The following is a 25,380-nucleotide window of genomic DNA, read 5'->3' as shown; positions in this document are numbered from 1 at the left end:
TGGCCCTCACCGTCCGTCCGGCGCCCAGCCGCGGTTTATCCGCCAAACTATTGGCAAGGTGAGCGATTGCTCGCCAATATTTTGGCGAGCAACTACTCCGCACACGCCCCGGGGTCGGATTGTTCGCCAAAAGATCGCCTCTTGGCGCGGTTGGTCGCCAAACTTTTGGCGGATGGACTTCGGGGGCCCGGTGCGGGGCGCGGCGACCTCGGCGCGGCGACTCGGGGCACGACGACCCCGAGCGCGGCACCCCGGGCACGGCAACCCCGAGCGCGGCACCCCGGGCACGGCAACCCCGAGCGCGGCACCCCCGAGCACGGCAACCCCGAGCGCGGCACCCCGGGCGCGGCGACGCGGGGCGCGGGGACTCGGGCGCGGCGACGCGCTCAGGGCAGCTCAGCGGAGGGGCACCCGCACGTCCACGCCGCCCTCCACGGTGAGGCGCGTACGCATCGACGCCAGGATGGGCGCCGGCACGAACCCGCCCGCGAACAGCACTTCTCCTTGCCGGAACCGCGGCGCCCGCGCGATCAGGGCCGGCGGCGCGAACCCGAAGATCGTGCCCAGCTCGTCGAGGTCGAGCGGCGAACTCATCTTCATGAGCGCCAGGTTGTCGCACTGGGAGATGATGCTCGGGTGGATCTTCGACGGCCGCTGCGTCGACAGCAGCAGCCACAGCCCGAACTTGCGCCCTTCCGCCGCGATCTGGATGATCCGTTCCCGCACCGCCCGGTGCAGCGGTCCGTCGTTGTCGGGTGAGCACAGGTTGTGCGCTTCGTCGATGACGATCAGGATGGGTCGCCGCGACTCCCGCTTCGCCCACAGGTCGTCGAGCACGGCCATCGCGACCACCAGCTGTTCGTCCGCGTACGAGAACCCGCCGAGGTCGACCACGGTCGCATCCGGCCGTTCGTCGAGGATCTCGGTCACCGCCCGGTGCTCTTGCGCCCACACTTCCCAGTCGACGAGGCGCAGGTTCTCGACCCGGAGGGCGAGCGCGTGCGCCGCCGGGTCGTCGCTGGCGCGCAGGCGGGGGATGATCGCATCCGAATCCCCGCTGCCGACCGTCTCCTCGAGGCGCAGCAGCGCGTTGTACTCCGCCCGGTCCACGACCGGGTCGAGGCGGAGCAGCGCAGCTTTGGCGCGGAGCGAGAGGGTGGTGAACCGGGCGTAGAGCGAGTCGGGTCCGCGGCCGGGCCGCAGGATCCGGATGTCGCGCGCTTGGAGCGCCCGTCGCTCGTCCGGCGTCCCCGCGTTGGTGAGTTCGCGCATCCGCACGAAGTCCGCGTTGGGGTCGAAGATGACCATCGGCAGCGCGGCGTGCACGAGCAGCTGTTCGAGCACCACCCCGAGGGCGTAGGTCTTGCCCGATCCGCTCTGGCCGCACCAGAAGGTGTGCCGGTTGAACCGGTGGGATGCCAGGCGGGCGGGGATGCCGTCCGCCGACAGCAGCGAGCCCACGGACAGCGCCGCTCCCGCCTCGGAGTGCACGAGGCCGATCGTGTCGGCGTCGGCTGTCGACACCTCCGCGCTCACGAACGGCGAGGTCGCACGTCGGTCGAACCCGTTGACGCCGATCGCCGCGAGGAGGGTTCCTGCGCCCACGAGCTCGCCGTCGGGCGTGAATTCGAGCGCATCGACCTGGCCGATCTGCACGCGGCCGTCGGGCTCGGTGATGATGACGAAGCCGCCGGGGACGAACGGTGATCCGCTGCCGCCTTCGAAGCGGAAGAGCCGGCCGTCGAGCGAGACTGCGATGGTCGCGGATGTTGTGGTCACCTTGCCGAGGCTATTGCGCACCGGCGTGCGGGGACAAGGGTACGACCGCGAGTGTGCCCGTTCCGGTCGAGAACGTCCGGTGCACCGGGCACACTCGGCCGGAAGTGACCATCTCGGCGGAAGGTTGTCCCTACTGCTTCGCCTTCACCGGCATCACGACTTCGGTGACGATGAGGATGATCCCCGCAGAGATCGGGATCGCCACCAACGCACCCGGCAGCCCGAAGAGTGTTCCTCCGGCCAGGGCCGAGATGAGGACCACCGAGCCCGGGATCTTCACCGCCTTGCTCATGACCTTCGGCGTGAGAATGTATGCCTCGACCTGCATGTAGATGAGCATGAAGATCAGCACGACCAGTCCTGAGGTCGGCGAGTGGATGAACGCGAGCACGGTCATGACGCAGGTCGTCAGGATGGTGCCGATCAGCGGGATGAGCGTGATGAAGAACGCCAGGATACCGATGAGGAACGCGCCCGGCACCTGAGCGATCAGCAAGAGGATCACGCTGTAGACCGCGTTGAAGAACGCCAGGATGACCATCCCGCTGAGGTACTTGCCGACGTTCTGCAGGATGCGTTCGGTGTATCCCGCGAACGTCTCGCGGCGGGAGGCCGAGACGAGCCGGTAGCCCGCCTGCTTCGTGGCGTCGTAGGTGCCGACGAAGTAGATCGTGAGCACGGCGATGAAGAACCCGGATGCGATCCCGTTGATGATGCTGAAGCCGAGTCCGACGGCACCCTGGCCCACGGCCGCCAGGAACTTCGGGTCGCTGATCTCTTTCGCGACCCAGTTCACGACCTGGCCGATCACGCCGTTCGACGCCGCGTTCGATGGATCGAACCAGCCCTGCTCCCGAAGGTTCGCGACCTCCTGCGGAAGGACGTGGATCAGCGTCTGGATCTGATTGACGATCAGGGGCACGACGATCCAGATGATCCCGATGAGCACCGCCACGATGATGAGGATCACCGTGACGATCGCCCAGGTGCGGGTCATCCCGTGACGCTGGAAGAACCGCACGAGGGGGTCGAGGCCGACGGTGATGAACATGGCGAGAAAGATCGAGAAGACGATGGTGCGGAGGTTGTAGATCGCCAGTCCTGTGGCCAGGGCGCCCAGGGCGCCGAGCGTCACGATGTAGCCCCAACGCAGCGGGCGCCTGGTGCTGATCGGGCCGACCATCGCCTCGGCGGTCGGGCCGGCTCCCACCGGTGGCGCAGCAGCCTGCCCCGCCGGCGGCACGGGGACCGGTGCCGACGCCTGCGCCGGGGCAGGCTCGACGCTGGTGGATGCAGGGGGTACGTTCTCGTCGGTCATGGTCAGCCACCCTTCTCGGCCGAGAGTATTGCCCTACAGGGCTGCTCGACAATACCGCGCACTTCGGCGGACCGAGAGGCGGGCCACGCGACTACCATGGGGACGTCCAGCAACCTCGCCGAGGAGTCGCGGCCATCACTTCCCTTCCGTCAGAACCAGAGATCGTCGTGCGGCTGCGCGCGGCAGGCTGCGTCTTCGCGGAGGACGAGGCCCGGATGCTCCTCGACTCCGCCACGTCGGCGGACGAACTCGAGGCTATGGTCGCCCGCAGGGTCGCCGGGGAGCCGCTCGAAGTCGTCGTCGGCTGGGCGTCGTTCGCCGGACTGCGCATCGTCGTCGAGGCCGGCGTCTTCGTCCCCCGGCGCCGTACCGAACTGCTCGTCGAGGAGACCGCTGCCCTGGCCGATCCGGGGATGCTCGTGGTCGACATGTGCTGCGGATCGGGCGCTGTCGCCGCCGCCCTGCTCGCCCGCGTTCCCGGTCTGCAGGTCGTCGCGGCCGACCTCGAGCCTGCCGCGGTCCGCTGCGCACGCACGAACATCGGGTCGCGCGGCCGGGTCTTCGAGGGCGACCTCTTCGATCCGCTGCCCGACTCCTTGCGCGGCACCGTCGACATCGTCGTCGCGAACGCCCCGTACGTCCCGACCAACGCGATCGCGCTGATGCCGCCCGAGGCGCGCATCCATGAACCGCAGTCCGCCCTCGACGGCGGTGCCGACGGTCTCGACCTCCAGCGGCGGGTCGCGCACGCGGCGCCGGCCTGGCTTCGCCCGCGCGGACGGCTGCTCATCGAGACGAGCGAGCGCCAGGCGCCCGCGACGGTCCGCGCGTTCGAGGAGGCGGGGTTCGCGGCGAGCATCCTGCGGTCGGAGGAGCTCGACGGAACCGTCGTCGTCGGCACCCTCCTCGACTGATCGCTACGGCTCCGCGGTGCTCGGAGCACGTGCACGCACTCGTCTGTCGCACCAGCTGTAGAGTCCAGCACCCGCGCGAGCATGCGTCTCCGGGTCAGCGGCCATCGCCGGCGCCTTCCGTCTCGAGGGCATACTCGACCACGTCGTCGATGGCCTGCTCGCGGCCTGCGGCCCGGCCTCGCGAGAAGGCCTCCGCGAGCTCGCCCGCTTCGAGAGCGTCGACGAACGGCCGGTACATCACCCGCGATCCCGAGTTGTCGAGGCCGATCCGGATGCGGAGGGTCTCAGCCGCTCCGAGCATCCGCCCTGCCCGTTCCGCCTGCCCTCGCGTCGCCGCGATGGCGACCATCCCTTCCAGTCCGTAGGCCACGCCCTCGTCGTGGCCCAGTTCCGCCGACTCCTCGAGCCCGGAACGGAACTCCTCCGCGGCGGCGTCGTTCGAGCCGAGGGCCAGATGGGCCCAGGCGACGTGGTGGATCGCGATGGTCTCGCCGAGTTCGTCGTGGCGATCGCGGGTCAGGGCAAGGGACTCCTCGAACCGGTCGAGGGCATCCTGGAGCTTCCCCGTCGCCAGCGCGAAACGACCGAGCGTGATCAGAGCGAGGGCCTCGCCCCACGCATCCCCGCTGTCCCGGAACAGGCGCACCGCGGTCTCGAGCGCCACCGACGCCTGCTCGGGCTCAGGCTTCTGCCGCAGGAGCAGTGCGACACCGAGCGAGATCAGGGCCATGCCCTCTCCGCCCGGGTTGTCAGTGCGATGGAACAGTTCGGCGCTGTGCGTCAGCCTCTGGGCGAACGATCCGTCCGGGTCCTGCCAGAACCCGATGGAAGCGGTGAAGTACTCGGCGATGGCGCGGGTCGGGTCGTCGAGGGTCGTCGCCGACGACAGGATCTCCTCCATCCACCGCCTGACCTCACCCAGATGACCGCCCACCCACCAGTAGACGTAGAGCGCCCAGGCCAGGTGCGCAGCACGGTCGTAGCTACCGCTGTCGATCAGGTAGCGCTCGACCGCGCGCAGGTTGTCGCGCTCGTCCGTGAGGCGGCGTACCAGTTCCCGTTGTCGCGAGCCCTCCAGCTCGAATTCGACGCGGTCGCCCAGGTCGAGGTAATACTCCGCCGCCCGTTCCCGCAGCTGCGCCCGCTCATCGTCCGAGAGCTGCTCGAGCGCCCACTCCCGCACGGTCTGGAGCATGACGAACCGGGTCCAGGTGCGTCGGTCCTGCTGGCTGACGAGGCTGTTGTCGACCAGCTCGCTGAGCACCGTGAGGGCGTCGATGTCGGGAGAGTCGACCGCGATGGCCTCCGCCGCTTCGAGCGAGAAGCCCCCTCGGAAGATGCCGAGCCGTGCGAGCATCCGCCGCTGCTGCTCATCGAGGAGCCCGGCACTCCACTCGATCGTGTTCCGCAGCGTCTGCTGCCGCTCAGGAAGGTCGCGCGCTCCGCCGACCAGCACCGCGAGCGTTCGGTCGAGTCGCGCGAGCAGGGAGGCGGGAGAAAGGACCCGGATGCGCGCAGCCGCGAGCTCCAGGGCGAGTGGCACTCCGTCGAGCGCCTTGCAGATTCGCGCGACCGCTTCGGCGTTCTCGGCATCGACCTCGAAATCCGGTTTGACCGCGCGCGCCCGCTCCGTGAACAGGGCGACCGCCGGGCTGGCGACGACCTCGGCGAGCGCCGTGCGCCGCGACCAGTCCGGGAGACTGAGCGGCCCCACCTCATAACTGCGTTCCCCGCTTATCCGGAGCAGAGCACGGCTCGTCACCAGCAGAGTGAGGCCCGGAGCTTCGGCCAGGAGCCGCACCATCGTCGGGGCGGCTGCGACAACCTGCTCGAAGTTGTCGAGGACGAGCAGGATGCGGCGGTCGCGGAGTGCCGTGACGAGCTTGTCGAGGATGGGCGCATCGCCGGTATCGCGCACGCCCAGCGCGAGGGCGATCGCGTTCGGCACGAGCGCCGGGTCGCGCACCGGGGAGAGGCCGACGAAGGTCGCGCCGCCCTGGTAGCGGCCGGCGACGCCACGCGCGACCTCGATCGCGAGCCGGCTTTTGCCGATGCCGCCTGGGCCGGTCATCGTCACGAGACGGACGCCGTCCTCCGCCAGCAGCCGTTCGAGTTCAGCGACCTCGTTCTCGCGTCCGATCAGCTGGGTGAGCTGGGTGGGCAGGTCGCTGCGCACGCCGGCAGGGGCGGATGCGGCGGCCGAGTCGGGACCTCGGATGTCCGGCCCGCCCGACGACGTGCCGCTCGCCGCGGCCTGCGCGGCCAGCGCTGCCGCACGGCTCTCGTCGAAGCGTTCCGCCAGCAGCGTCGCGAGGTCCGCCTCGACCAGCCTCCCCAGCTCAGTCGCGGTCGAGAAGTACTTGAACGAGGCCATGTCGTCGTTGCGGATGCGCCCCAGCAGCACGTCCAACCGCGGCTCACGCGCATCCGCCGGTTCCTTGATGTACATCAGCCGCGGGAGCGTCGCCGGCGCGAGGTTGTACTCGTCTTCGAGGCCCGACACCTCCTCTTCGGGCGCGACCCAGCCATACCGCTCCCAGTAGAGCCCCACGAGCACGTCGCTCTGCTCGAGATACGCCCGGTACAGCTCGCGGGGCGGATGCGGCCTCGCGCCCAGCTCGAACATGACCGGAGCGAGGTGGAGGCGTTCGATGGCAGAGCGGACGGCCCGGCGCTCAGCAGCGAGTTCTTTGAGTGTCGAGCTGACGAAGACCCGGAGACGCTGATCAGGCGTCCGGATGGCACGAGCGGTAACGCTCATGCCCCAAAGTCTGTTGCCCAGGCATCGTTCTGTCCAGACCTGTGCACTGCTCGTTCGATCAGCGAGCCGTCCAGCCTCCGTCGATGGCGAGCGTCTGGCCGGTCACCAGCGAAGCGGCGGGGGACGCGAGGAAAACGACGGCGCCCGACACCTCGCGCGGAACCCCGATGCGGTGCAGTGCGGCGATTCGCTCGACCGTGTCCGCGCGGAACGCGGGATCGGAGAGCGCGGCGCTCGTGCCGTCGGTCTCGATGAAGGTCGGGGCGACCGCGTTCACCCGGATGCCGTGCTCGCCCCACTCCACCGCAAGACAGCGCGTCAGGTGGATGACGGCTGCTTTCGCCGTGCAGTACGACGCCTCGCCCGGCAGCGCCACCAGGCCCGCCTGCGACGCGATGTTCACGATGGAACCGCCGCCCGACGGGATCATGTGGCGCGCAGCATGCTGGGAGAGGAAGAAGGTGGAACGGGTGTTGAGCGCCCACACGGCGTCGAAGTCGGCCTCGGTGACATCGAGGGCAGCGCCGTTGATGCCGCCGCCGGCGTTGTTCACCAGGATGTCGAGGGAGCCGAACTCGTCGACGGCACGGTCGATCGCGGCTCGGCTCCGCTCGAGGTCGGTGACATCCATCGCGACCGGGAGCACTCGGCGCCCCAGAGCGGTGATCTCCGCGACGAGACCGTGATCGCTGAGCGGGTCGCGCATCCCGAGCACGACATCCGCACCCGCCCGAGCGAGGTCGAGGGCGATCGCGTGGCCGAGGCCGCGGGCGGCGCCGGTCACGAGGGCGACAGAGCCGGTCAGGTCGAACGGATTCGTGACCGTGGTGGTGTCTGGGGCGGTCATGGGTATCCTCCTCGCCGCGGCCGGACGACCGCGCATCCTGAGCGTAGCCGTGGGACCGCGGGCGGAGTATCGTGCGGCTCAGGCGCGCGCCACAGGGGTGGGGCGCCGGCGCCTACGATGCTCCGACGCGAAAGGCGGAACCGGAAATGGTGCAGACGTGGCGCACCGAAGTGGAACGGCCCTGGGTGGGGATGACCGACGAAGAGATGACGGACGTCGAGCGGGCGCGGGCCGACCTCGCGATCGCGATCGAAGACATCCGGGAACGGTTGACGCTGCGCTCGCAGGTGGCCGCTCTGCGACGCCACACCGTCGGGATCGCCCTGGCCGGCGCCGGCGTCGCCGCGGTGGCCGCGCTCATCCTCCTCGCCGCCCGTGCCTTCGACCGGCGCGCCCAGTGACCCGCACGCAGGTTGCTGCCAGGCACATTCCTCGCCAAAACTTTGGCGAGGAATCGCCGATTCGGTCCATTTTTTGGAGAGTAATCGCCAGGAGGCGGGACGGGGCCGACCGCGCGCAGGCGGTTCGCGCGCGACTCAAGCACGTCGCGTCGGGCATGTCAAGGGGTCGATCGTGACCCTCGAACAGGGCTAACGTCTGTACTGGGTTCAATCGCCCTCAAACGAAAGCAGGTCCGAAGAATGAACATACTGCTCCTCATCGTCGCCATCATCGCGATCATCCTCCTCTTCACCGGTGGCTTCGTCTCCGCCCTGAACTGGTTGCTGTGGGTGGGCATCATCCTCCTTGTCCTCGCGATCATCGTGTGGCTTGTCCGCCTGATCAGCGGACGGCGCTCCGTGTAGCGCCGCACAACCTAGAACCACCGAAACCCCCGGACGTCAGCACCTTGACGGCCGGGGGTTTCGGCTTTCGCACCGGGTCGCAGAAAGGAATCACCGTCATGGCACCAGGACGCCAGCCCGAACTGAAAGACCAGAAGCTCTACGAAGAACTGCGTCACGAGGGCAACTCCAAAGAGAAGTCCGCGCGGATCTCGAACGCCGCCGCAGCCAAGGGGCGCTCCGCCGTCGGCCGCAAGGGCGGGGAATCCGGCTCCTACGACGACTGGACGGTCGCCGACCTGCGCAAACGCGCGAAGGAGCTCGGACTCACGGGATACTCGTCGAAGAAGAAGTCCGAACTGATCAGCGAGCTCCGCAACCACTGAGCCCTGCGTCGGGGCGGGGACGCAGACCACGCGGGAGTAGCGTGGCGTCGTGGACCGACTCGACGAGGTGGCGCGAAGCCTGTACGCCCTCCCGGCTGCTGAGTTCATCCCTGCGCGGAACGCCGCGGCGAAAGCCGAATCCGACGCCGACGCCGCACGCACGATCCGCAGCTTCCGCAAACCCTCGGCGGCCGCGAGCGCCGTCAATGCATTCGTGCGCTCAGAACCGGATGCGGTCGGCGAACTCCTCGCTGTGGGCGCCGGCCTGCGCGCCGCCCAGCAGGAACTCGATCGGGAAGCGGTCCGCGAGTTCGCCCGCCGCCGCCAGGAGGTGATCGCGTCCGCCGAGAAGCGACTCGCGTCCGTGGTGCCCGGAATCAGTGCGAGCACGCTCCGCGAGGTGGAGGAGACGCTGCAGGCAGCGATGATCGACCGCGCTGCCGCCGCCGCGCTCCAATGCGGCTACCTGGTGCGCGGGCTGGAGTCGAGCGGTCTCGAGCCGGTCGACCTGTCGGATGCGGTCGCCCTGCCGATCGACGTCGAGCAGTTCCCGGAGCCGAAGCCGGTGTCCGCATCCGCAACCGTCGCGAAACCGGCGAAATCCGCGGCGCGCGCCGCGGCATCCGAGACGGAACCCCAGGAGACCGCAACCGAACGACGGGCGCGGGAGCGCCGACGTGCGGCTGCCGTCGAGCGGGCCGAACGCACGCTCGCCGAGCTCACCGAGCTCTCCGAGGCGCTCTCGGACGCACGCGAGGACCTGTCCCGCCTCGAGGCCGAGCGCGACCGCCTGTCGCGTGAGCTCGCATCCGCCGAATCCGCCCTCGCGGCCGCGCGCGAGTCCGAACGCGACCTCCGGTCTCGTCGCAGGTTCCTCGAGCGCGAGGCCCGCGACGCCCGCCGCGCCCTCGAGTCCTGAGCGCCGAGCACGCGAGCACAGGAAAACCGAGCACAGGAAAACCGGGCTTCTCAGCGCGGAATTCACCCATTTTCCCTGTGCTCGGCGGCCAGCGGCGACCGGGGTTCACATTGCGGGGACTCGCGCGTAGTGTCGCAGACGTTACGCCAGACCCCCAGCATCTGTGGCTTGCAGCCCAGCAGGAGCACCAACGCACGCGAAGGGGTGTGAACTATGAAGAAGATCTCGAATGCCGCCGGCAGCTACCTGACCGGCACAGCCATCGCCGACGCCATCATGGAATACGCGACCGCGCTCTGGAACCAGCGCCGGGTCGCGTTCGTCGACATCCCGTTCGTGAACGCCCAGGGCGTCATCGAGCGCGCGCAGTTCCTGATCGGATGGGCGAACCAGATCGCGACGGTCAGCGCGCGGGCGATCGGTTCCGAGCTGCGCGAGCCCGAGACGGTCCAGAACCTGCAGAAGGAAGCGAAGCTCACGGCCGGTGTGATCGTCGCCCGTCCGATCGAGTCGCCCGACTATTCGACGTTCTCGTCCTACGAACTGTGATCCGGCCGGAAGCGCGAGCGCGCCCGATCCGTTGACACACCGCGCAGAGGGCGTACCGTTCCCGTCAGCTGATGAGAATGGACCATGGCCGATCGCTCGAAGACCCAGGACGACACGGGCGGCCCTGCCGCCCGTGCCAGGAACGTCGCGCCCGAGCACCGCTGGCCCGCCGTCGTCGCGACACTCATCGCGCTCGCCCTCTATGCCCTTCTGCCCAGCACAGTCTCGATCACCGTCCGGTACGGGGTCGTCGCCGTGTGCCTCGCATTGCTGATCCCGCTAGTGATCTTCAACCCGCACCACTTCACCCGCGAGACGAAGTGGTCGCGCCGGGCGGAGATCGGACTGGCGATCCTCCTCCTCGTGGCCAACCTGGTCGCGTTCGCGCAGGTGATCATCCTGCTGCTGCAGAAGTCGCACAACGGCAGCACGTTGCTCCTCGCCTCACTGCAGGTGTGGATCACCAACGTGATCGTGTTCGCGCTCATCTACTGGGGGATGGACAGGGGCGGTCCGGTGTCGCGCGTCACTGTGGCGCGAGCGAAACTGCCCGCCGCGGACTTCCGCTTTCCGCAGGATGAGGACCACGACGCGATCGACGAGGTCGCGGCCGGCTCCTCCGCGAAGATCGACTGGGTGCCGAACTTCCTCGACTACTTCTACTTCTCGCTGTCCAACTCGATGGCGTTCAGCCCGACGGACACGATGCCCCTGTCGCACCGCGCGAAGATGCTGATGGCGCTCGAATCGTTCGCCGGCTTCGTGCTGCTCGCCCTGGTCATCGCCCGCGCGGTCTCGCTGATCGGCTGAGGCCGAGATCAGCTGAGGCCGGGGCGCGAACACGCCACAATACACGCGAACGGACGACCTTTCTACCCCCTTGTCCGCGCAACCGTTCCGGCGTTGTCTCGTAGGGACGGAAGGAGCTCAGATGAGCGCGTCAGACAAGATGAAGAACGAAGCCCAGGACCTCAAAGGCAAGGCCGAGGAGACCGTGGGACACATGACGAACGACCAGGGGAAGGTCGTCGAGGGGAAGGCCGACCAGGCCTCAGCTGATGCCAAGAAGGCCGGCGAGAACGTCAAGGATGCCGGCAAGAACGTGAAGGACGCCTTCAAGCGCTAGCTTTCACCCGGCCGACGCGGCGGACCCCTCCGGACTGTTCCCGGAGGGGTCCGTCGGCGTGTGCGGCCGCAGTCTCGGCGGTTGCGTTCCGGACGAGCGCGGCGATGCGGGCAGCATCCCGCCCGACCCCGTGCACCATCGCCGACGCCATCGCCGTGAGGAAGTGCAATCCGACGAAGTAGAGGCCGGCCACGTCGGTCGCCACGCCACGCTCGTGACGCGGCTCGCCCCGCTCGTCGAGGATGGGCATCCGGATCCAGTCGAGCCCGGGCGTGAAGCCCGTGCACCACACGACGTTCTCGACGTCGAGCACGGTGCCGTCATCCAGCACCGGCCTGCCGCCGTCGACACCGGTCACCCGTCCGGCCCGACCGACACCGAGCCGCGCCAGCTCCTTCGACTTCACCCGGATCAGCGGCACTCCTTTCGCCATGATCTTCGGGCGCGCCCTGCGTCCCACGGGGGTGTTCACCGACATGACGCGTGTGAAGACGAAGCCGTTCAGCACGTGGACGATGACATGCCGGTTGATCGGGCTCGTGAACGAACCCGGGATCTCCCCGGTGCTCGGCCCCGCGACGGTGACCGGATGCGTCGCGGCGAGTTCCTTCGCGATCTCGGCGGCCGAGTTCCCTGCGCCGACGAGGAGCACGCGCCCCGGCCGGAGCTGGTCGGGGCTCCGGTACTGCCCGGCGTTCAGTTGGCGGATGTCCGGGGCGAGCCCGGCGGCGAGGTCGGGGATGCGGGGAACCTGGTAGTTCGACATCGCCACGACGACGGTGCGGGCGGTGAAGGTCTCCCCGCCGCAGTGCGCGACGAAGACGCCGTCCTCCCGCCGGGTCAGCGCGTCGACCCGGGTGCCGCTGCGGATGGGCAGCTCGAACGTCTGCGCGTAGTGCTCGAGATAGTCGGCCATGGCGTCCTTCGACGGCGAGTCGCCGGGGTCGCCCGGAAAGCGCATCCCATCGAGTCCGTCGTAGCGGGCCGGAGTGAAGAGGTGCAGGCTGTCCCAGCGGTTGCGCCACGCGTCTCCGATACGCGGAGAGGCGTCGAGCACGAGGTGTTCCACGCCGAGCTCGCGCAGGTGGTACGACACCGAGAGGCCGGCCTGGCCGCCCCCGATGACGAGTGTGTCGATGTACGTTTCGGTGGTCATAACCGCACGCTACGGGCCGGCGGCCGGGCGCGGCTTCGGCAGTCCGCGCCAGATCGCGCGGTCGGACTGGGTAGTTCTACCCAGCCTTGTTCACCGGCCGATCAGTCCGTGCTCGTACGCGTAGGAGGTCGCGGCAGCGCGCGACGGGACGCCGAGCTTGGTCAGGATGTTGCTCACGTGCCGGTCCACAGTGCGCGGGCTGAGGTTCAGCTCGGCGGCGATCTGCTTGTTCGTGCGTCCTGTCGCCGCCGCGCGGAGCACCTCGAACTCCCGTGGGGTGAGATGGCCGTCGGTCGGGTCGGAGCTGCCGGTGGCGCCGGACTCGGCCAGGTCCGGTGCCGCTCCGAGGCCCTCGAAGACGCGACGTGCCGCATCCCGCTGCAGCCGTGCGCCCTCGGCATCGCCGAGCGTCTCGTCCGCGTCGGCGAGTGCGACCCGGATGCGTGCGGCCGGATAGGGAGCGCCGAGCGCGAGCCACGCATCCAGCGCCCCGGTCAGGAGAGGGATTGCGGCGGCTGCGGCGTCAGTGTGGTGCGCGAGCCGGGCGGATGCATCGACGGCGAAGGCGTGGAGCAGCGGAGTACCGTACGTGGTCGCGATCGCAGTGAGTTCGGCGACCGCCTCCCGCGCCTCGGCGATCGGGTCGCCGCCGAGGGTGCTCGTTCCGGTCGACCGCGCCTCGCCCGCCTGGCCCTCTCGTCCGGAGATGTCACGCTCGGCCGCCAGCAGGATCTCGACGAGCGCGGGCAGGTAAGCGGCACGCCCGAGCGCGCTGACCGTGGTCGCGACGACGCGCCGGATGCTCCCCACCGCGGCCACGTGATCCCCCTCGGCGAGACGCAGCAGGGAGAGTCCGGGCTGCGGGTCCATCCCTCTGCGGCTCGCCTGCTCGTACAACCGGGCGGCCTCAGCGAACTCTCCGCGGAGCCGGCGGATCTCCGCCTCCTCGTAGTCGGCGAGCGCTAGTTCACGCTGGTCCGCTCTCCCTTCGCTGACACGGCGCGTCTCGTCGAGGGCCTCCGACCAGGACCCGGCCAGCTGCAGGAGCTCCGCCCGGTGCACGCGGCAGGTTCCGTTGAAGAGACCGAGCTGGGACTGCGAGGAACACCAGGTGTCGAGGACCGTCGACCATTCGCGGGCCCGGTCGAGTGCGAACACGCGCTGGCAGCATCCGACGACCGCGCAGTAGACGAGCCCGCGGCCGAGGTCGGTGAGCCCATCGGCTGTTGCGATGAGCATGGCCTCGTCGAGCAGTCTCATCCCTTCGGGGACATCGCCGCGCTCGATCAGGGCGCGCCCGGCGAGCTGCCTGCCGAGCGCGGCGAGGTCGGGTTCAGCGAAACGGTCGCCGACGGCGGCGGCCTCCATCGCATCCCGGTAGGCCGCCGCGTTGTCGCGGGCGAGGAGGAGGCGGTGGATGCCCGGCACGAGCAGGTAGCCGCGCACCAGGCAGTCCCCGTGGCGTTCCGCGATCGCCGCCGAACGCGCCAGCCAGCCTTCGGCCCTGCCGTACTCGCCCAGCGACGAAAGCCGGAACCCGAGCCAGAATGCCGCGCTGGCCGCGCGCAGCTCGTCGCCCTCGTCGAGGCTGAGCCGGTACCCGCGCTCGAGGAGCGCGAAGCCGGCTTCTTCGTGCGCCGTGAGCGCCGCGGATTTCGCGAAGCGTTCGAGGTCGTCGAGGCCGAGCGGCTGCCGGCGGTCCTCCTCCTCGTAGAGGGCGAACGCGTCTTCCCAGCGCTTCTCGGCGAACGCGATCCTGCCGGAGGCTGACATAGCTGCGATTATCCACCGCGCGTGTGCGCGCCGCACCCCTGCTGTGCCGAGAGTGCCCGTTACGGCCGAGAGTGCCCGGCGCACCGGGCGATCTCGACCGGAAGTGTCCACCTCGGCGGCAGCGGCGCCTGGAACTGCGGCCTACTCGCGCAGCTCCCGCGGCACGGTGATCGCGTCGACCAGCGCGCCGTTGCGCCAGACCGTGATCTCGATCGGCTTGTCGATGGCGTCCTCGACCATCCGCTTCTGCACCGCCGTCGTCGTGACCACGAGCTCCCCGCCCAGTTCGACCACGATGTCGCCCCGGCGCAGTCCGGCCTGCTCGGCGGGGCTGCCCGGCGATACGCCCGCGACCTGGAGTCCGGTCGGCGAGCCGATGCGCGTCGCCAGCTCGGGCGACAGCGGCACCTGCGCGCCGGCGATCCCCAGCCACGCACGGCGGACGCGCCCGGTGGTCATCAGCGACGTGATGATCGACCGCGTCGTGGCGTTGATCGGCACAGCCAGTCCCACTCCGATGCCGGCGACCGCCGTGTTGACCCCGACCATCCGCCCGGAACTGTCCGACAGCACCCCGCCGCTGTTGCCAGGGTTGAGGGCCGCATCCGTCTGGATGACCTCGTCGACGACGCGACCGGACTGCGTCGGAAGGGAGCGGCCGAGCGCCGACACGATCCCCGCCGTCACGCTCCCGGCCAGTCCGAGCGGGTTGCCGAGCGCGACCACGACCTGACCGACTTTGAGGCGTGCCGCATCCCCGAGCTCGACCGGTACCGGCACGTCGCCGCGGGCGTGCAGGACCGCCAGGTCGGACAGCGTGTCGCGCCCGACGACGTCGACGCCGGTCGTCGTTCCGTCCGAGAAGGCCGCCTCGGCCGAGCTCGCTCCGGCCACCACGTGTGCGCTCGTCAGCAGGAAGCCGTCCGCCGTGATCACGCTCGCACTTCCGGCTCCTGCCCCGCGCGACGTGCGGACGGAGACGCTCGCAACGCTCGGCAGCACGCGCTCGGCGACGGCCATCACCGTCCGCGAGTACGCGTCGAGAAGCGCCTCGTCGTCCACGGGGCCGCCGTCGCGCTCATCGTCCATGACAACAGCATCGTCGCGCGGACGGCGACTACGTGCGGCGTTCGCTTCCAGCGGAGAGGCGGCGGACGAGCATCCGATATCCGAACCCGACGAGGAGGACCAGCACCCCCACCGCGATTCCGATCGGCGGCAGGGTGACCACGAGGATCGCACAGGCGACCGCACCGAGCACCTGCAGGATGCGCGGATAGCGGCGGCGTTCCCGCGCCTGCGTGAAGGCCGCGATGTTCGCGACGAAGTAGTACAGCAGCACGCCGAACGATGAGAATGCGATCGCGCCGCGCAGGTCGACGGTGAGCACGAGGATGCAGACGACGACGGCGATCGCGATCTCCGCGTGGTGCGGAACGCGGAATCTCGGATGCACGGCCGCCAGCCACCGGGGAAGGTCGCCCTCGCGCGCCATGGCCAGGGAGGTGCGGCCGACACCGGCGATCAACGACAGCAGGGCGCCGAGGGATGCGGCGGCCGCACCGAACCCGACGATGGGGACCGCCCACGACCATCCGCTCACCGCGACGGCGTCGGCGACGGGCGCGTCCGATGCGGCCACACCGGATGCGCCGAGGCTTCCCAGCACGACCACCGCGACGATGGCGTAGAGCACGACGACGATGCCGAGGGAGATGGTGATCGCGCGCGGGATGGTGCGCTGGGGCGAGCGCACCTCCTCGCCCATGGTCGCGATGCGGGCGTAACCGGCGAAGGCGAAGAACAGCAGGCCCGCGGACTGGAGGATGCCGTACCAGCCGGCCGCCGGATCCGCGGGCAGCAGGGCAGTCGGTCGTAGTCCGGCGCTCGTGCAGGCGACGACAGCGAGCGCCAGCACGAGCAGGACGACGACCACGATCACCTTCGCCAGGGTCGCGGTGCGCGTGACGCCCCGGTAGTTCGCTGCGGCGAGCGCGATGACCGCGACGACGGCGACCGGCTTCTCCCACCCGGCGGGGGCGGCGTAGGCGGCGAACGTGAGGGCCATCGCGGCGCAGCTGGCGGTCTTTCCGATGACGAAGCTCCACCCGGCCGCGAAGCCCCACCATCCGCCCAGCTGTTCGCGTCCGTAGACGTAGGTTCCGCCGGAGGTCGGGTACTGTGCGGCGAGCTGTGCCGACGACGTGGCGTTGCAGTAGGCGACGATCGCAGCGATGACGAGGCCGATGAGCAGGCCGGCCCCGGCCGCCTGGGCTGCGGGCGCGAAGGCGGAGAAGATCCCGGCGCCGATCATCGAGCCCAGACCGATGAAGACGGCGTCGACCGTGCCGAGGCGGCGCGCGAGCGGCGCGTTCGTTGGCGGCGGCTTCTGCGGTACGTGCGGAGTCACAGCCGCACCTTACGGCACGGAGGTGTCGCGTCGGGTGTCCGCGGGCCTCGACTGCTTATGAGGCTTTGAGATACGCAGCCAATGCCTCACGCATTACCTCGGACGGCTTTCGGTGCTCGACTTCGGCGCGACGCTGCAGCGCGTCGTCCATCTCCTGAGACAGGCGCACGCGTCTGACCGGCGAGGCCCCCGCCGGACGATCATGGCCGACCGATGGGCGGCCTCTGGCCGCACGCTCCAAGGCGTCGGGGCCGCCGAGTGCCCCCTCCAGCATCTGCCGCACCTCAGCGTGCGACGAGTCACTGCCGCCAGTCACAACCGCGTCCGGGCCGAACGATTCAAGTCGTTCGGCCCAGTCGGCCGCCGCGTCCCAATCCTTCTCAGCCATTCTTTGCCTCCTGCGCCATCCTGATCATCTTCGCCCGCGCCTCCATCACGTGGAAGACCACAACGTCTGCCGGAGGAATCGATTCGACGATGACCTCGATCAATATCGAACGATTGCGCGACGGGCCGATGAACAAATCCGGCCGGCCATGCCCCGCAAGCCGCGGCTCGTCGAAAGACCGAACCCAATACACATGATTCAACATCGCATGGATGGCGTCCTCGCGTGGTATCGCATGCTTGTCCGCGCTCCCACGCCGTTCAACCGCCATCCGGAATATCGTAGCGCTAAAATTAATAAGCGGCCACAAAATAGCTAGCGGCGATTCGCTTGACCTGTGGCAGTCCCCATCTGCTGTCGCACTCCCACACCGATCCACCGCTCACTCGAGCTCGCGCAGCGGCGACGTGCGCTCGCCCGGCGCATCCCCGGTGTTGACCGTTCCTTTCGGCTCGATCAGGACGATGCGGGTCTCCCCGGTCGTGCGCGGGCAGTGCTCGACGCCGCGCGGCACCACGTAGACGTCGTTCGGCCCGAGCACGACATCGCCGTCGCGCAGCTGGATCGTCAGCTCCCCCGAGACCACGAGGAAGAGCTCGTCGGTGTCCGGGTGCGTATGCCAGACGAACTCGCCGTCGATCCGAGCGACCTTCACGTCGTAGTCGTTCACGCTCGCGAGCCGGTGCGGCTGCCAGAGCTCCCCGATGCTGTCGAGCGCCGTCAGGATGTTGCGCACTTCTGCTGTCATGACCCCACCGTACGGCGGAGCCAGGGTGGTCCGCAGTGCGCCCCGGCGATCCGCTTTACGCCCGGGCCCTTGCGCCCACAGCCCGCGAGGGACTTGGATGCTGGCTAGGCACCGAAATGAAGAGGGGTTGCGATGTCAGCGAGCGAGCTCGAACAGTCCAGCGTGAGGTACATCTACCGGGAGCGCACCTTCCACCTGGACAAGGTGTCGGCCGGGATGTGGACGGTCTTCGACGAAGGCCGCGCCGACCTCGGCAAACTCGTTCGCGTCGCCCCCGAAGGCGAAGAGCACGAGCCGGTGTTCGGCATCATCTTCCCGGGCCAGACAGAGACTGCCCTCGAAGGCTCCGACTGGCGCGGACTGGTCGCGGCGCTGATCAACACCTCCATCGATCCGTCGCCGTCATGGGGTGGCGGGCAGGGCGCCGCCTGACCTCCTGCTCCTGCGGAACGCGGCTACCATCAGGGGGATGAGGCCGAAGACGACGTTGTCTGTGCTCGGATGGCTCGCGGCCGTCCTGCTCAACGTCGGCGCGCTCCTTTTCATCGTGGGCCTCGTCGTGCCGCGCGGTGACGGACCGAGCGGGGTGCTGGTCACGGGGATCGCCCTGCTCGTGCTCGGGCTGGCCGCCGGCGTGCCCTGGTTGCTTGCGTCGCGCAGGTCCTGACTGCGGGCCCGCGGGGCCCCAGCACACCTCCACCGGGCGGGCAACCCCTTGTGTCACACAGCCGTCCGGCGTTCGATGCGTGGATGCGCACCAGCCAAGCGGATGCGCGGAAGGAGACACATCGTGACCGTCAAACTGCATCGCACCGCATACTCGCACGCGCGTCGGCTCGTCGAGCAGGGCAAAGTGGTCCGCGACGAGCGGGACGACTGGAGCGAGCACGCGCCCAGCACGGAGGAGCAGAACCGGTACCTCGACAAGCACGGCTTCGACGACTACGGCGACTGGTTCCTCGGGGTGGACGACGAGAAGAGCGACAACACCAAAGGCGAGTTCAGCTTTCCGTTCGGCGATTTCTCGAAGGTGCACCGCTGCGCGGTGATCTCGCTGGAGAGCCGGGCCGTCCAGCACGCCCACGACGACATCGCAAAGGCGGCCAAGTCGCTCCTCGAGCTGATCGACAAGGAGTAGGCCGGCGCCCTCCGACCGGAGCGTGACAGTTCCGGTCGAGAGGGTCCCGCCCGCCTGTCACTCTCGGGCGGAACTGTCAGTCTCGGCCGCGCTCGACCGCCTCGTCGGCGACGAGGTCGGGGTTCGACGGGTTGTCCGCCGGGTCGAAATCGGCGGGCGGAGCCTCGGCTCCCTCGCGGTCGCCGCCGGCCGCTGCCGTCTGCTCGCCCGGTTCTGCGGGCTGTTCCCGGTCGCGCGGGTCCGGCATCACGGCTTCCCCTCTTCGCTGTACGAGTTGTAACTCGCGTCTTCCTCGCTCATCGGCTCACCATTCACATCGCGCAGGATGTCGCCCATCAGGCTCCGGTCCTGTTCGGTGTCCAGCTCGCCATCGTCGTCGCCGTCCAGACCGTCCGCCTGTCCGTTGGTCTGGTCGAACTCCGTGACGACCTCGTCGTTGGATGCCGCATCCGCTCCGATTCGCTCTTCGCCCATGATGTCCTCCGCTTCGTGTCCGCGGGCCGCTTTCGGCACCGTCGACCGCAAGGGAACGCCGGACGTGCCACCGGCACAAGGGGGTTGAATCGCCGGCGCACCCGTGATCGCGGACCCGCGATCCGAACCCGAGAGCGCCTCCCGGCCGAAGGCGTCGGGCGCACTCGACCCGAACTGCCACTCTCCGCCATCGACGACTAAGCTGGACGCTGGTAGGGCCGGGAAGTCTGGTCGGCGGGCAGTCGTATTCGACCGCTCCAGGTCGATCGATTGCGAGCGTGCCATGTCCGAGCCCGTGTCCGCAGGGATGCTTCTGCAGGCGGTGAGCCGCTCCTACCGCGGCGGCATCGGCGTGAACGACATCGGGCTGGAGATCCGCTCCGGCGAGGTGCAGGCGCTGGTCGGGTTGAACGGCGCAGGCAAGTCGACGCTCATGAAGCTACTGCTGGGGATGCTCCGGCCCGATACCGGAACTGTACGCATCGGCGGCGAGGACATCCGTCATGCTCGTCCCGAGCTGTGGTCGCGGGTCGGTGCGCTTGTCGAGACGCCGCTGGTGTATCCGGAGTTCACGGTGACGGGATCGTTGCTGGTGAGCGCGGCACTGCATCGCGTCGCCGCAACACGACGGCGCAGGATGGTCGCGGCCGCCATCGACGAGTTCCGGCTCGACGACTTCGCCGGCAATCGCACACGCACGCTCTCCACCGGCAACCGACAAAGACTGGGCCTCGCGGCTGCGCTTCAGCACGACCCCGACTTCGTGGTTCTCGACGAACCGACCAGCGCCCTCGACCCCGCCGGAACGCTTCTCCTGCGGGACAGCCTTCGCCGCCGTGCAGCCGCAGGTGCGGCCATCCTGATCTCCAGCCACCACCTCGACGAGGTCGCGAGGGTCGCCGACACGATCACCGTGATGAACGCCGGCCGCCTGATCGGACGCTTGGACCCCGCCGGCGCCGAACTGGAGAGGGCGCTCTTCGCGCTCGTGCTCGACGACGACGAACAGAGGCATGTGACGGGGGCTCTCCGATGACTCCAGTTGGAATGAGTGCGGCCGTCTGGGTCGAGGGGCGCAAACTGCTCGCAGCCAGAGTCCCCTTGATCACGGTCATCGTGCTGATCGTCGGCGTGACCGCGATCTGCCTGTCCACCACCGTGGCCGCCGCGACCGGTTCGACTGCGACCGTCGCCAAGCTCGGCCCTCTCGTGGCGGCCGGCGGCTGGGCGGGTTACCTGAACGCAGCGCTCCAGGTGACGGCGGCAGGCAGCGCGGGTGCGTGCGGGATCCTGCTCAGTTGGTCGTTCGGCCGCGAGTTCAGCGAGGGAACTATCACCAGTCTCTTCGCGCTACCGGTGTCGCGAGCGGCGATTGCCGCGTCGAAGCTGATCGTCTACCTGGCCTGGTCGGTCGTGGCGGCCGTCGGGGTGACGATTGTGCTGCTCGCGGGAGGGCTTCTCGCCGGACTCGGCGTCCCCGGTCCGGGAGACCTGGGCGTCGCCGCCCGGCTTCCCCTCCTGGTGGTGCTGTCGTCGTGCGTTGCCGTCCCGGCGGCATGGGTAGCCACGCTCGGCCGCGGCATCCTCGGCGGCATCGCGGCCACGATCGGTCTCGTGGTCAGCGCCCAGGTCTTCGTGTTCTCCGGGGCCGGAGCGTGGTATCCGCCCGCCGCTCCTGCGCTCTGGGCACTGGACCCGTCCGTCCCCCACGGCCTCGCTGTAGCCCTCGCCTTCGTTGTTCCGGTCGTCTTCGGCGGCCTGACGCTGGTCGCCTGGCGGCGCCTCCAGCTGGATCGGTAGCTCCCACCCCCGCCGAGCGCGACAGTCCCTGTCGAGAGCGTCAGTCACACCGCGCACCCTCGGCCGGAACAGTCACCCTCGGTGCGAAACCCGCGCCCCTACGACGCCGCGTGCACTTGCGCGTTCACCGCGCCCACCAGCTGGTCGAGCATCTCCGCCGTGATCGGGCTTCCGGGGAACGCCGCGACGCGGTTCAGCGGCATCGACTCCGCCATCCGCAGCATCGCAGGATCGGCGAGCATCGCGCCCATCTCGCTCCCGGCGGACTGTGCGAACGCCGCTCCGAGGAACTGGCCGCCGACAGGGTGCTTCAGCCACTCGCCGAGCGTCGAGTCTCGCCGGAGCTCGACCAGCGCTGCGTCGCCGGTGACCGCGACGACGACCTCGGCGCGGAGGTCGCGCGACGACGCGCCGACTGACACCGTGTAGTCGCCGCTTTCTACGATCCAGGCGGCGGATGCGGTGTCGAAGTATGCGAGGTCCTCCGACGGGATCACGATGGTCACCTCACGACTCGCCCCCGCGGCGATCTCGACGCTCGCGAAGCCTTTGAGCTCGCGGAGCGGGCGGACCGCATCCGATCCGGGGACGCCGACGTAGACCTGGGCGACCTCGCGGCCGTCGCGTGCGCCCGTGTTCGTCATCGTGAGGGTCACCTCGAGGCCGACGTCGCTCTGCACCGCCGACAGACCCGAATAGCCGAACGTCGTGTACGAGAGTCCGTGGCCGAACGGGAAGTCCACCGCGACATCGCGGCGGTCGTAGTAGCGATACCCGACGAACAGGCCTTCGCCGTAGCGCACGTGGCCGGCTTCACCGGGGAAGTCGAGGAACGCCGGGGTGTCTTCGAGGCGCACCGGGATGGTCTCCGCCAGGCGACCGGACGGGTTCACGGCACCGAACAGGACGTCAGCGATCGCGCCGCCGCCGGCCTGGCCGAGGAGCCATCCTTCGACGATCGCGGATGCACGTCCCGACCAGCCGGACAGCCGGACGACCCCGCCGTTCGAGAGCACGACCACGACCCGCGGGTTCGCACCGAGCACCGCTTCGAGCAGCGCGGTCTGCGCCGCGGGGATCTCCAGGTGTTCGCGGTCGAAGCCTTCCGACTCGTCCTCGGCGGGGAGGCCGACGAAAACGACCGCTAGGTCGGCGGCAGCAGCTGCGGCGACGGCTTCGTCGAGAAGGCCGGCGTCATCGGCACCGCCGAGCGCGTAGCCGGGGGCGAAGCTGACCTCGGTCGACCCCGCGAGGGCGCGGACCTCATCCCGTGCGTTGTCCAGCCGGGTCGGGACGATCTGCGAGCTGCCCGCACCCTGGTAACGCGGGTTGCGCGCGAATTCGCCGATCACGGCGACCTTCGCGCCGGCCGTCGGGTCGATCGGCAGGACGCCGTCGTTCTTCAGCAGCACGATGCTGCGACCGGCGGCCTCGCGGGCGAGCGCGTGGTGAGCGTCGCGGTCGTAGTCGGCCGACGCATCCGCCCCGCCGACGACCTTCTCGATCAGGTCGATGACGCGATCGGCTCCGTTGTCGAGCACCGACTCGTCGAGTTCGCCCGCGGCGACCGCGGCGACGAGCCGTGCATCCGTCGTTCCGCCGCTCGACGGCATCTCCAGGTCGAGGCCGGCGACAAGCGCATCCGCCCGGTCGTTGACCGCGCCCCAGTCCGAGACGACGAGGCCTTCGAAACCCCACTCGTCGCGCAGCACGGTGGTGAGCAGCCATGGGTTCTCGCTCGCGTACACGCCGTTGATGCGGTTGTAGGAGCACATGACCGTCCATGGCTGGGAGTGCTCGACGACGTGCTGGAAGCCGCGCAAGTAGATCTCGCGGAGGGGACGCTCGTCGATGTCGGCGCTCACGCGCATCCGGTCGGTCTCCTGGTTGTTGGCCGCGAAGTGCTTCAGCGATGCGCCGACGCCGCGGGCCTGCAGACCGTCGACGAGGGCGGCGCCGAGGCGGCCACTGAGGATCGGGTCCTCGGAGAGGTATTCGAAGTTGCGCCCGCAGAGGGGGCTGCGCTTGATGTTGATGCCGGGGCCGAGCAGCACACCGACGCCTTCGGCCTTGGCCTCGTCGCCGAGAGCGTTGCCGACCCGTTCGAGCAGTTGCGGGTCCCAGGTGGAGCCCAGCGCGACGGCCGGCGGGAAGCAGGTGGCAGGTACGCTGTCGCCGATGCCGAGATGGTCGCCGCCCTCGCGCTGCTTGCGGACGCCGTGCGGTCCGTCTGTGAGATAGATCGACGGGATGCCGACGCGGTCGACCCCCTTCGTCTCCCAGAAGCTCTTGCCGCTGGTGAGCGACGCCTTTTCTTCGGTCGTCAGCGCGTCAGCGTGTGGCAGCGAGGTGGCCATGATTCTCCTTCGATACGATCCGCGAATACCTTACATCACTCGGTTTTCAGGATGCTGGACGGAGGCTCACAATTCAGGAACCCGTGTGGCTGGAGTGACGGATGAGGAGAAAAACGGGTGGGGATCGACGGGTTCCGCCTCATCCGTCACACGATCTCCTGAATTATGAGACGGAAGGCGCCTCGCCCGACCCGTCTGCGCCGTGCGCGTCGCCCGTGACCGCCGGCGTCGGCCGTGTCGGCGCGCCCGCGAGCGGCCGGTCGTGACTGGGCGCGGCCGCCTCAGGCGTCACCGCCGTGACCACGTGCTGGTTGCGGATGCCCGCGAACGACACCACCCCGCCCGCGAAGAACAACACCGCGACCACGAACACCACGCGGTGGAAGGCGTCGACATCGAGCACGGCACCGACGATCGCCCCGGCGCACGCCACCGCGATCAGACCCGCGACGCGCGACACCGCATTGTTGATCGCCGATCCGATCCCGCTCTGCGCCGGGCTGATCGAGCCGAGGATGGCCGCGGTCAGCGGCGCGACGGTCACCGCCAGTCCGAGTCCGAAGAGCAGGATGCCCGGCAGCAGCTGGGTCCAGAAGTTCACCGGAGTCGTCGTGGTCAGCATGAGCAGGAAGCCGGCGCCGATGATGATCGGGCCAGCGGTCATGAAGAGCCGCGGTCCGTACTTTCCAGCGAGCGAGCCGAAAAGGGTCGAGAGCGAGATCGAGAGGATGGCGAGCGGGATGGTGGCGAGCCCGGCGGCGAAAGCCGTGAACCCGGCGACCTCCTGCAGGAAGATCGTGACGATGAACTGGCCGAGTGCGAGCCCCGCGTAGATCGCGGCCGTCGCGATGTTCCCGAATCCGAAGTTGCGGATGCGGAACAGCCCGAGCGGCATCATCGGGTCCTTGACACGCGTCTCCCACCAGAGGAACGCCGCGAAGCACGCGAGCCCGAGGATGAGCGGCAGGTAGACGACCGGGCTGCTCCAGCCGAGCCTGCCCTGCTCGATCAGCGCGTAGACCGGCCCCGCCAGACCGAGGGAGGCGAGCACTGCGCCGGTGACGTCGATGCGCGTTCCGCTGCCGGCGTGGCCGGACGACGGGATGCGCGCCAGCAGCACCAGCGTGACCGCGATCGGCAGCACGTTCACCGCGAACACCCAGCGCCAGCTGAGCGTGTCGACGAAGAACCCGCCGAGGAGCGGGCCGAGCACGAAGGCGGTTCCGGTCCAGGCCGTCCAGGCACCGATGGCTTTCGCACGCGCGGCGCCGGCGAAGGTCGCCGTGATCATCGCGAGGGAGCTCGGCACCAGCAGCGCCGCGCCCGCTCCCTGCACCGCCCGCGCGATGATCAGCACGAGTGAGGTGGGCGCGATGGCGCAGGCGACGGATGCGAGGCCGAAGATGAGGAGCCCGGCCCGCAGCACCCCGACCCGGCCGAAGGTGTCGGAGATCGATCCGGCGATGAGGATGAGCGACCCGAGCGTCAGCAGGTAGGCGTCGACCACCCACTGCTGGGTGACGAGACCTCCCCCGAGTTCGCGCGTGATCGCGGGCAGAGCGACGTTGACGATCGACCCGTCGAGGAAGGCGACGAAGGACGCGAGGATCGCGACGACGAGGACGGTGCGAGGGTTCCCCTTCATCATCCCGGTGTTCGGTTCGGTGGATGAGGTCACATCGCCAACCTAGCGAGCGGTCGGTGCTGCGTCGAGGGTGCGCATCCGATCCGTTCTCACCGACTAACAGATTA

At 69.3% G+C, this 25,380-nt stretch carries 28 protein-coding genes; 13 read left to right on the top strand and 15 right to left on the bottom strand.

All coding sequences use genetic code 11. The annotated features are described in order from the left end of the window. Nucleotides 1–396: 396 nt before the first annotated feature. Nucleotides 397–1,779: an ATP-binding protein gene (locus tag ACV7NN_RS11860; protein ID WP_463349774.1), complete on the bottom strand. Its 1,383-nt coding sequence runs from the start codon at nucleotides 1,777–1,779 to the stop codon at nucleotides 397–399. A 130-nt stretch (nucleotides 1,780–1,909) separates the two neighbouring features. Continuing rightward, nucleotides 1,910–3,097 (bottom strand): AI-2E family transporter, encoded by a 1,188-nt coding sequence (locus ACV7NN_RS11855; protein ID WP_463349773.1) that lies wholly within the window; start codon nucleotides 3,095–3,097, stop codon nucleotides 1,910–1,912. A 167-nt stretch (nucleotides 3,098–3,264) separates the two neighbouring features. Here ACV7NN_RS11855 and ACV7NN_RS11850 point away from each other — a divergent pair, with 167 nt between their 5' ends. Further along, complete coding sequence (locus ACV7NN_RS11850; protein ID WP_463349772.1) at nucleotides 3,265–4,011, top strand: putative protein N(5)-glutamine methyltransferase; 747 nt, start codon at nucleotides 3,265–3,267, stop codon at nucleotides 4,009–4,011. 94 nt (nucleotides 4,012–4,105) lie between these two features. Here the strand turns inward: ACV7NN_RS11850 and ACV7NN_RS11845 are convergent, their stop codons facing one another. Both ACV7NN_RS11845 and ACV7NN_RS11840 read right to left on the bottom strand, forming a co-directional pair. Beyond that, nucleotides 4,106–6,772, bottom strand: a complete 2,667-nt coding sequence (locus ACV7NN_RS11845; protein WP_463349771.1) for an ATP-binding protein — start codon at nucleotides 6,770–6,772, stop codon at nucleotides 4,106–4,108. A gap of 58 nt (nucleotides 6,773–6,830) precedes the next feature. After that, nucleotides 6,831–7,619, bottom strand: coding sequence for an SDR family NAD(P)-dependent oxidoreductase (locus ACV7NN_RS11840; protein ID WP_463349770.1), 789 nt, complete (start codon nucleotides 7,617–7,619; stop codon nucleotides 6,831–6,833). Between the two features lie 146 nt (nucleotides 7,620–7,765). Between ACV7NN_RS11840 and ACV7NN_RS11835 the strand changes: the two genes are divergently transcribed. The 7 genes from ACV7NN_RS11835 to ACV7NN_RS11805 all read left to right on the top strand — a co-directional run bounded on the left by ACV7NN_RS11835 (nucleotide 7,766) and on the right by ACV7NN_RS11805 (nucleotide 11,384). Continuing rightward, nucleotides 7,766–8,020 carry a hypothetical protein gene (locus ACV7NN_RS11835; protein ID WP_463349769.1) on the top strand — a complete coding sequence of 85 codons (255 nt, stop codon included), beginning with the start codon at nucleotides 7,766–7,768 and terminating at the stop codon, nucleotides 8,018–8,020. A 240-nt stretch (nucleotides 8,021–8,260) separates the two neighbouring features. Next, nucleotides 8,261–8,425, top strand: coding sequence for a hypothetical protein (locus tag ACV7NN_RS11830; protein WP_463349768.1), 165 nt, complete (start codon nucleotides 8,261–8,263; stop codon nucleotides 8,423–8,425). A gap of 98 nt (nucleotides 8,426–8,523) precedes the next feature. Next, a complete protein-coding gene (locus tag ACV7NN_RS11825; RefSeq protein WP_463349767.1) occupies nucleotides 8,524–8,790 on the top strand; it encodes a DUF7218 family protein in 267 nt (88 codons plus the stop codon). A gap of 49 nt (nucleotides 8,791–8,839) precedes the next feature. Then, complete coding sequence (locus ACV7NN_RS11820; RefSeq protein ID WP_463349766.1) at nucleotides 8,840–9,709, top strand: hypothetical protein; 870 nt, start codon at nucleotides 8,840–8,842, stop codon at nucleotides 9,707–9,709. A 213-nt stretch (nucleotides 9,710–9,922) separates the two neighbouring features. Next, nucleotides 9,923–10,258 carry a hypothetical protein gene (locus tag ACV7NN_RS11815; RefSeq protein WP_463349765.1) on the top strand — a complete coding sequence of 112 codons (336 nt, stop codon included), beginning with the start codon at nucleotides 9,923–9,925 and terminating at the stop codon, nucleotides 10,256–10,258. Between the two features lie 84 nt (nucleotides 10,259–10,342). Continuing rightward, the gene (locus ACV7NN_RS11810) at nucleotides 10,343–11,068 is read left to right on the top strand and encodes a hypothetical protein (RefSeq protein WP_463349764.1); all 726 of its coding nucleotides are present in this window, start codon (nucleotides 10,343–10,345) and stop codon (nucleotides 11,066–11,068) included. A 121-nt stretch (nucleotides 11,069–11,189) separates the two neighbouring features. After that, nucleotides 11,190–11,384: a CsbD family protein gene (locus tag ACV7NN_RS11805; protein WP_463349763.1), complete on the top strand. Its 195-nt coding sequence runs from the start codon at nucleotides 11,190–11,192 to the stop codon at nucleotides 11,382–11,384. On the opposite strand, the gene ACV7NN_RS11800 is transcribed toward ACV7NN_RS11805, so the two are convergent. The 7 genes from ACV7NN_RS11800 to ACV7NN_RS11770 all read right to left on the bottom strand — a co-directional run bounded on the left by ACV7NN_RS11800 (nucleotide 11,374) and on the right by ACV7NN_RS11770 (nucleotide 17,859). Next, complete coding sequence (locus ACV7NN_RS11800; protein ID WP_463349762.1) at nucleotides 11,374–12,540, bottom strand: flavin-containing monooxygenase; 1,167 nt, start codon at nucleotides 12,538–12,540, stop codon at nucleotides 11,374–11,376. The two genes, ACV7NN_RS11805 and ACV7NN_RS11800, sit on opposite strands and share 11 nt — an antisense overlap. A 90-nt stretch (nucleotides 12,541–12,630) precedes the next feature. Continuing rightward, nucleotides 12,631–14,313, bottom strand: coding sequence for a LuxR C-terminal-related transcriptional regulator (locus ACV7NN_RS11795; protein ID WP_463349761.1), 1,683 nt, complete (start codon nucleotides 14,311–14,313; stop codon nucleotides 12,631–12,633). Between the two features lie 141 nt (nucleotides 14,314–14,454). After that, entirely contained in the window at nucleotides 14,455–15,402 is a 948-nt protein-coding gene (locus tag ACV7NN_RS11790) for a S1C family serine protease (RefSeq protein WP_463349760.1), read from the bottom strand. 28 nt (nucleotides 15,403–15,430) lie between these two features. Then, nucleotides 15,431–16,723, bottom strand: coding sequence for an APC family permease (locus ACV7NN_RS11785; protein ID WP_463349759.1), 1,293 nt, complete (start codon nucleotides 16,721–16,723; stop codon nucleotides 15,431–15,433). A gap of 55 nt (nucleotides 16,724–16,778) precedes the next feature. After that, on the bottom strand, nucleotides 16,779–17,111 hold the full coding sequence (locus ACV7NN_RS11780) for a ribbon-helix-helix protein, CopG family (RefSeq protein ID WP_463349758.1): 333 nt from the start codon (nucleotides 17,109–17,111) through the stop codon (nucleotides 16,779–16,781). Further along, nucleotides 17,104–17,382 (bottom strand): hypothetical protein, encoded by a 279-nt coding sequence (locus ACV7NN_RS11775; protein ID WP_463349757.1) that lies wholly within the window; start codon nucleotides 17,380–17,382, stop codon nucleotides 17,104–17,106. The genes ACV7NN_RS11780 and ACV7NN_RS11775 overlap by 8 nt, the downstream gene beginning before the upstream one ends. Nucleotides 17,383–17,493: 111 nt before the next feature. Then, entirely contained in the window at nucleotides 17,494–17,859 is a 366-nt protein-coding gene (locus ACV7NN_RS11770) for a cupin domain-containing protein (RefSeq protein ID WP_463349756.1), read from the bottom strand. A 132-nt stretch (nucleotides 17,860–17,991) separates the two neighbouring features. Here ACV7NN_RS11770 and ACV7NN_RS11765 point away from each other — a divergent pair, with 132 nt between their 5' ends. From ACV7NN_RS11765 to ACV7NN_RS11755, 3 genes are all read left to right on the top strand, one after another. Beyond that, entirely contained in the window at nucleotides 17,992–18,291 is a 300-nt protein-coding gene (locus ACV7NN_RS11765) for a hypothetical protein (protein WP_463349755.1), read from the top strand. A 37-nt stretch (nucleotides 18,292–18,328) separates the two neighbouring features. Then, nucleotides 18,329–18,526 (top strand): hypothetical protein, encoded by a 198-nt coding sequence (locus ACV7NN_RS11760; protein WP_463349754.1) that lies wholly within the window; start codon nucleotides 18,329–18,331, stop codon nucleotides 18,524–18,526. A 123-nt stretch (nucleotides 18,527–18,649) separates the two neighbouring features. After that, nucleotides 18,650–18,997 (top strand): hypothetical protein, encoded by a 348-nt coding sequence (locus ACV7NN_RS11755; protein ID WP_463349753.1) that lies wholly within the window; start codon nucleotides 18,650–18,652, stop codon nucleotides 18,995–18,997. 76 nt (nucleotides 18,998–19,073) lie between these two features. On the opposite strand, the gene ACV7NN_RS11750 is transcribed toward ACV7NN_RS11755, so the two are convergent. Continuing rightward, entirely contained in the window at nucleotides 19,074–19,244 is a 171-nt protein-coding gene (locus ACV7NN_RS11750; protein ID WP_463349752.1) for a hypothetical protein, read from the bottom strand. Further along, nucleotides 19,244–19,471 (bottom strand): hypothetical protein, encoded by a 228-nt coding sequence (locus ACV7NN_RS11745; RefSeq protein ID WP_463349751.1) that lies wholly within the window; start codon nucleotides 19,469–19,471, stop codon nucleotides 19,244–19,246. Before ACV7NN_RS11745 ends, ACV7NN_RS11750 begins: the two co-directional genes overlap by 1 nt. Nucleotides 19,472–19,754: 283 nt before the next feature. Between ACV7NN_RS11745 and ACV7NN_RS11740 the strand changes: the two genes are divergently transcribed. Beyond that, nucleotides 19,755–20,507: an ABC transporter ATP-binding protein gene (locus ACV7NN_RS11740; protein ID WP_463349750.1), complete on the top strand. Its 753-nt coding sequence runs from the start codon at nucleotides 19,755–19,757 to the stop codon at nucleotides 20,505–20,507. Beyond that, nucleotides 20,504–21,271, top strand: coding sequence for an ABC transporter permease (locus ACV7NN_RS11735; protein WP_463349749.1), 768 nt, complete (start codon nucleotides 20,504–20,506; stop codon nucleotides 21,269–21,271). The genes ACV7NN_RS11740 and ACV7NN_RS11735 overlap by 4 nt, the downstream gene beginning before the upstream one ends. 98 nt (nucleotides 21,272–21,369) lie before the next feature. On the opposite strand, the gene ACV7NN_RS11730 is transcribed toward ACV7NN_RS11735, so the two are convergent. Together ACV7NN_RS11730 and ACV7NN_RS11725 are read right to left on the bottom strand one after the other, a co-directional pair. Further along, nucleotides 21,370–23,628 carry a glycoside hydrolase family 3 C-terminal domain-containing protein gene (locus ACV7NN_RS11730; protein WP_463349748.1) on the bottom strand — a complete coding sequence of 753 codons (2,259 nt, stop codon included), beginning with the start codon at nucleotides 23,626–23,628 and terminating at the stop codon, nucleotides 21,370–21,372. 163 nt (nucleotides 23,629–23,791) lie between these two features. Then, nucleotides 23,792–25,273: a DHA2 family efflux MFS transporter permease subunit gene (locus tag ACV7NN_RS11725; RefSeq protein ID WP_463351285.1), complete on the bottom strand. Its 1,482-nt coding sequence runs from the start codon at nucleotides 25,271–25,273 to the stop codon at nucleotides 23,792–23,794. Between the last annotated feature and the right edge of the window lie 107 nt (nucleotides 25,274–25,380).

The sequence above is a fragment of the Leifsonia sp. Ger2509 genome, assembly GCF_055231915.1.
Note: the sequence above shows the minus strand (reverse complement) of the source record. Positions and strands in the feature narration are given on the sequence as shown.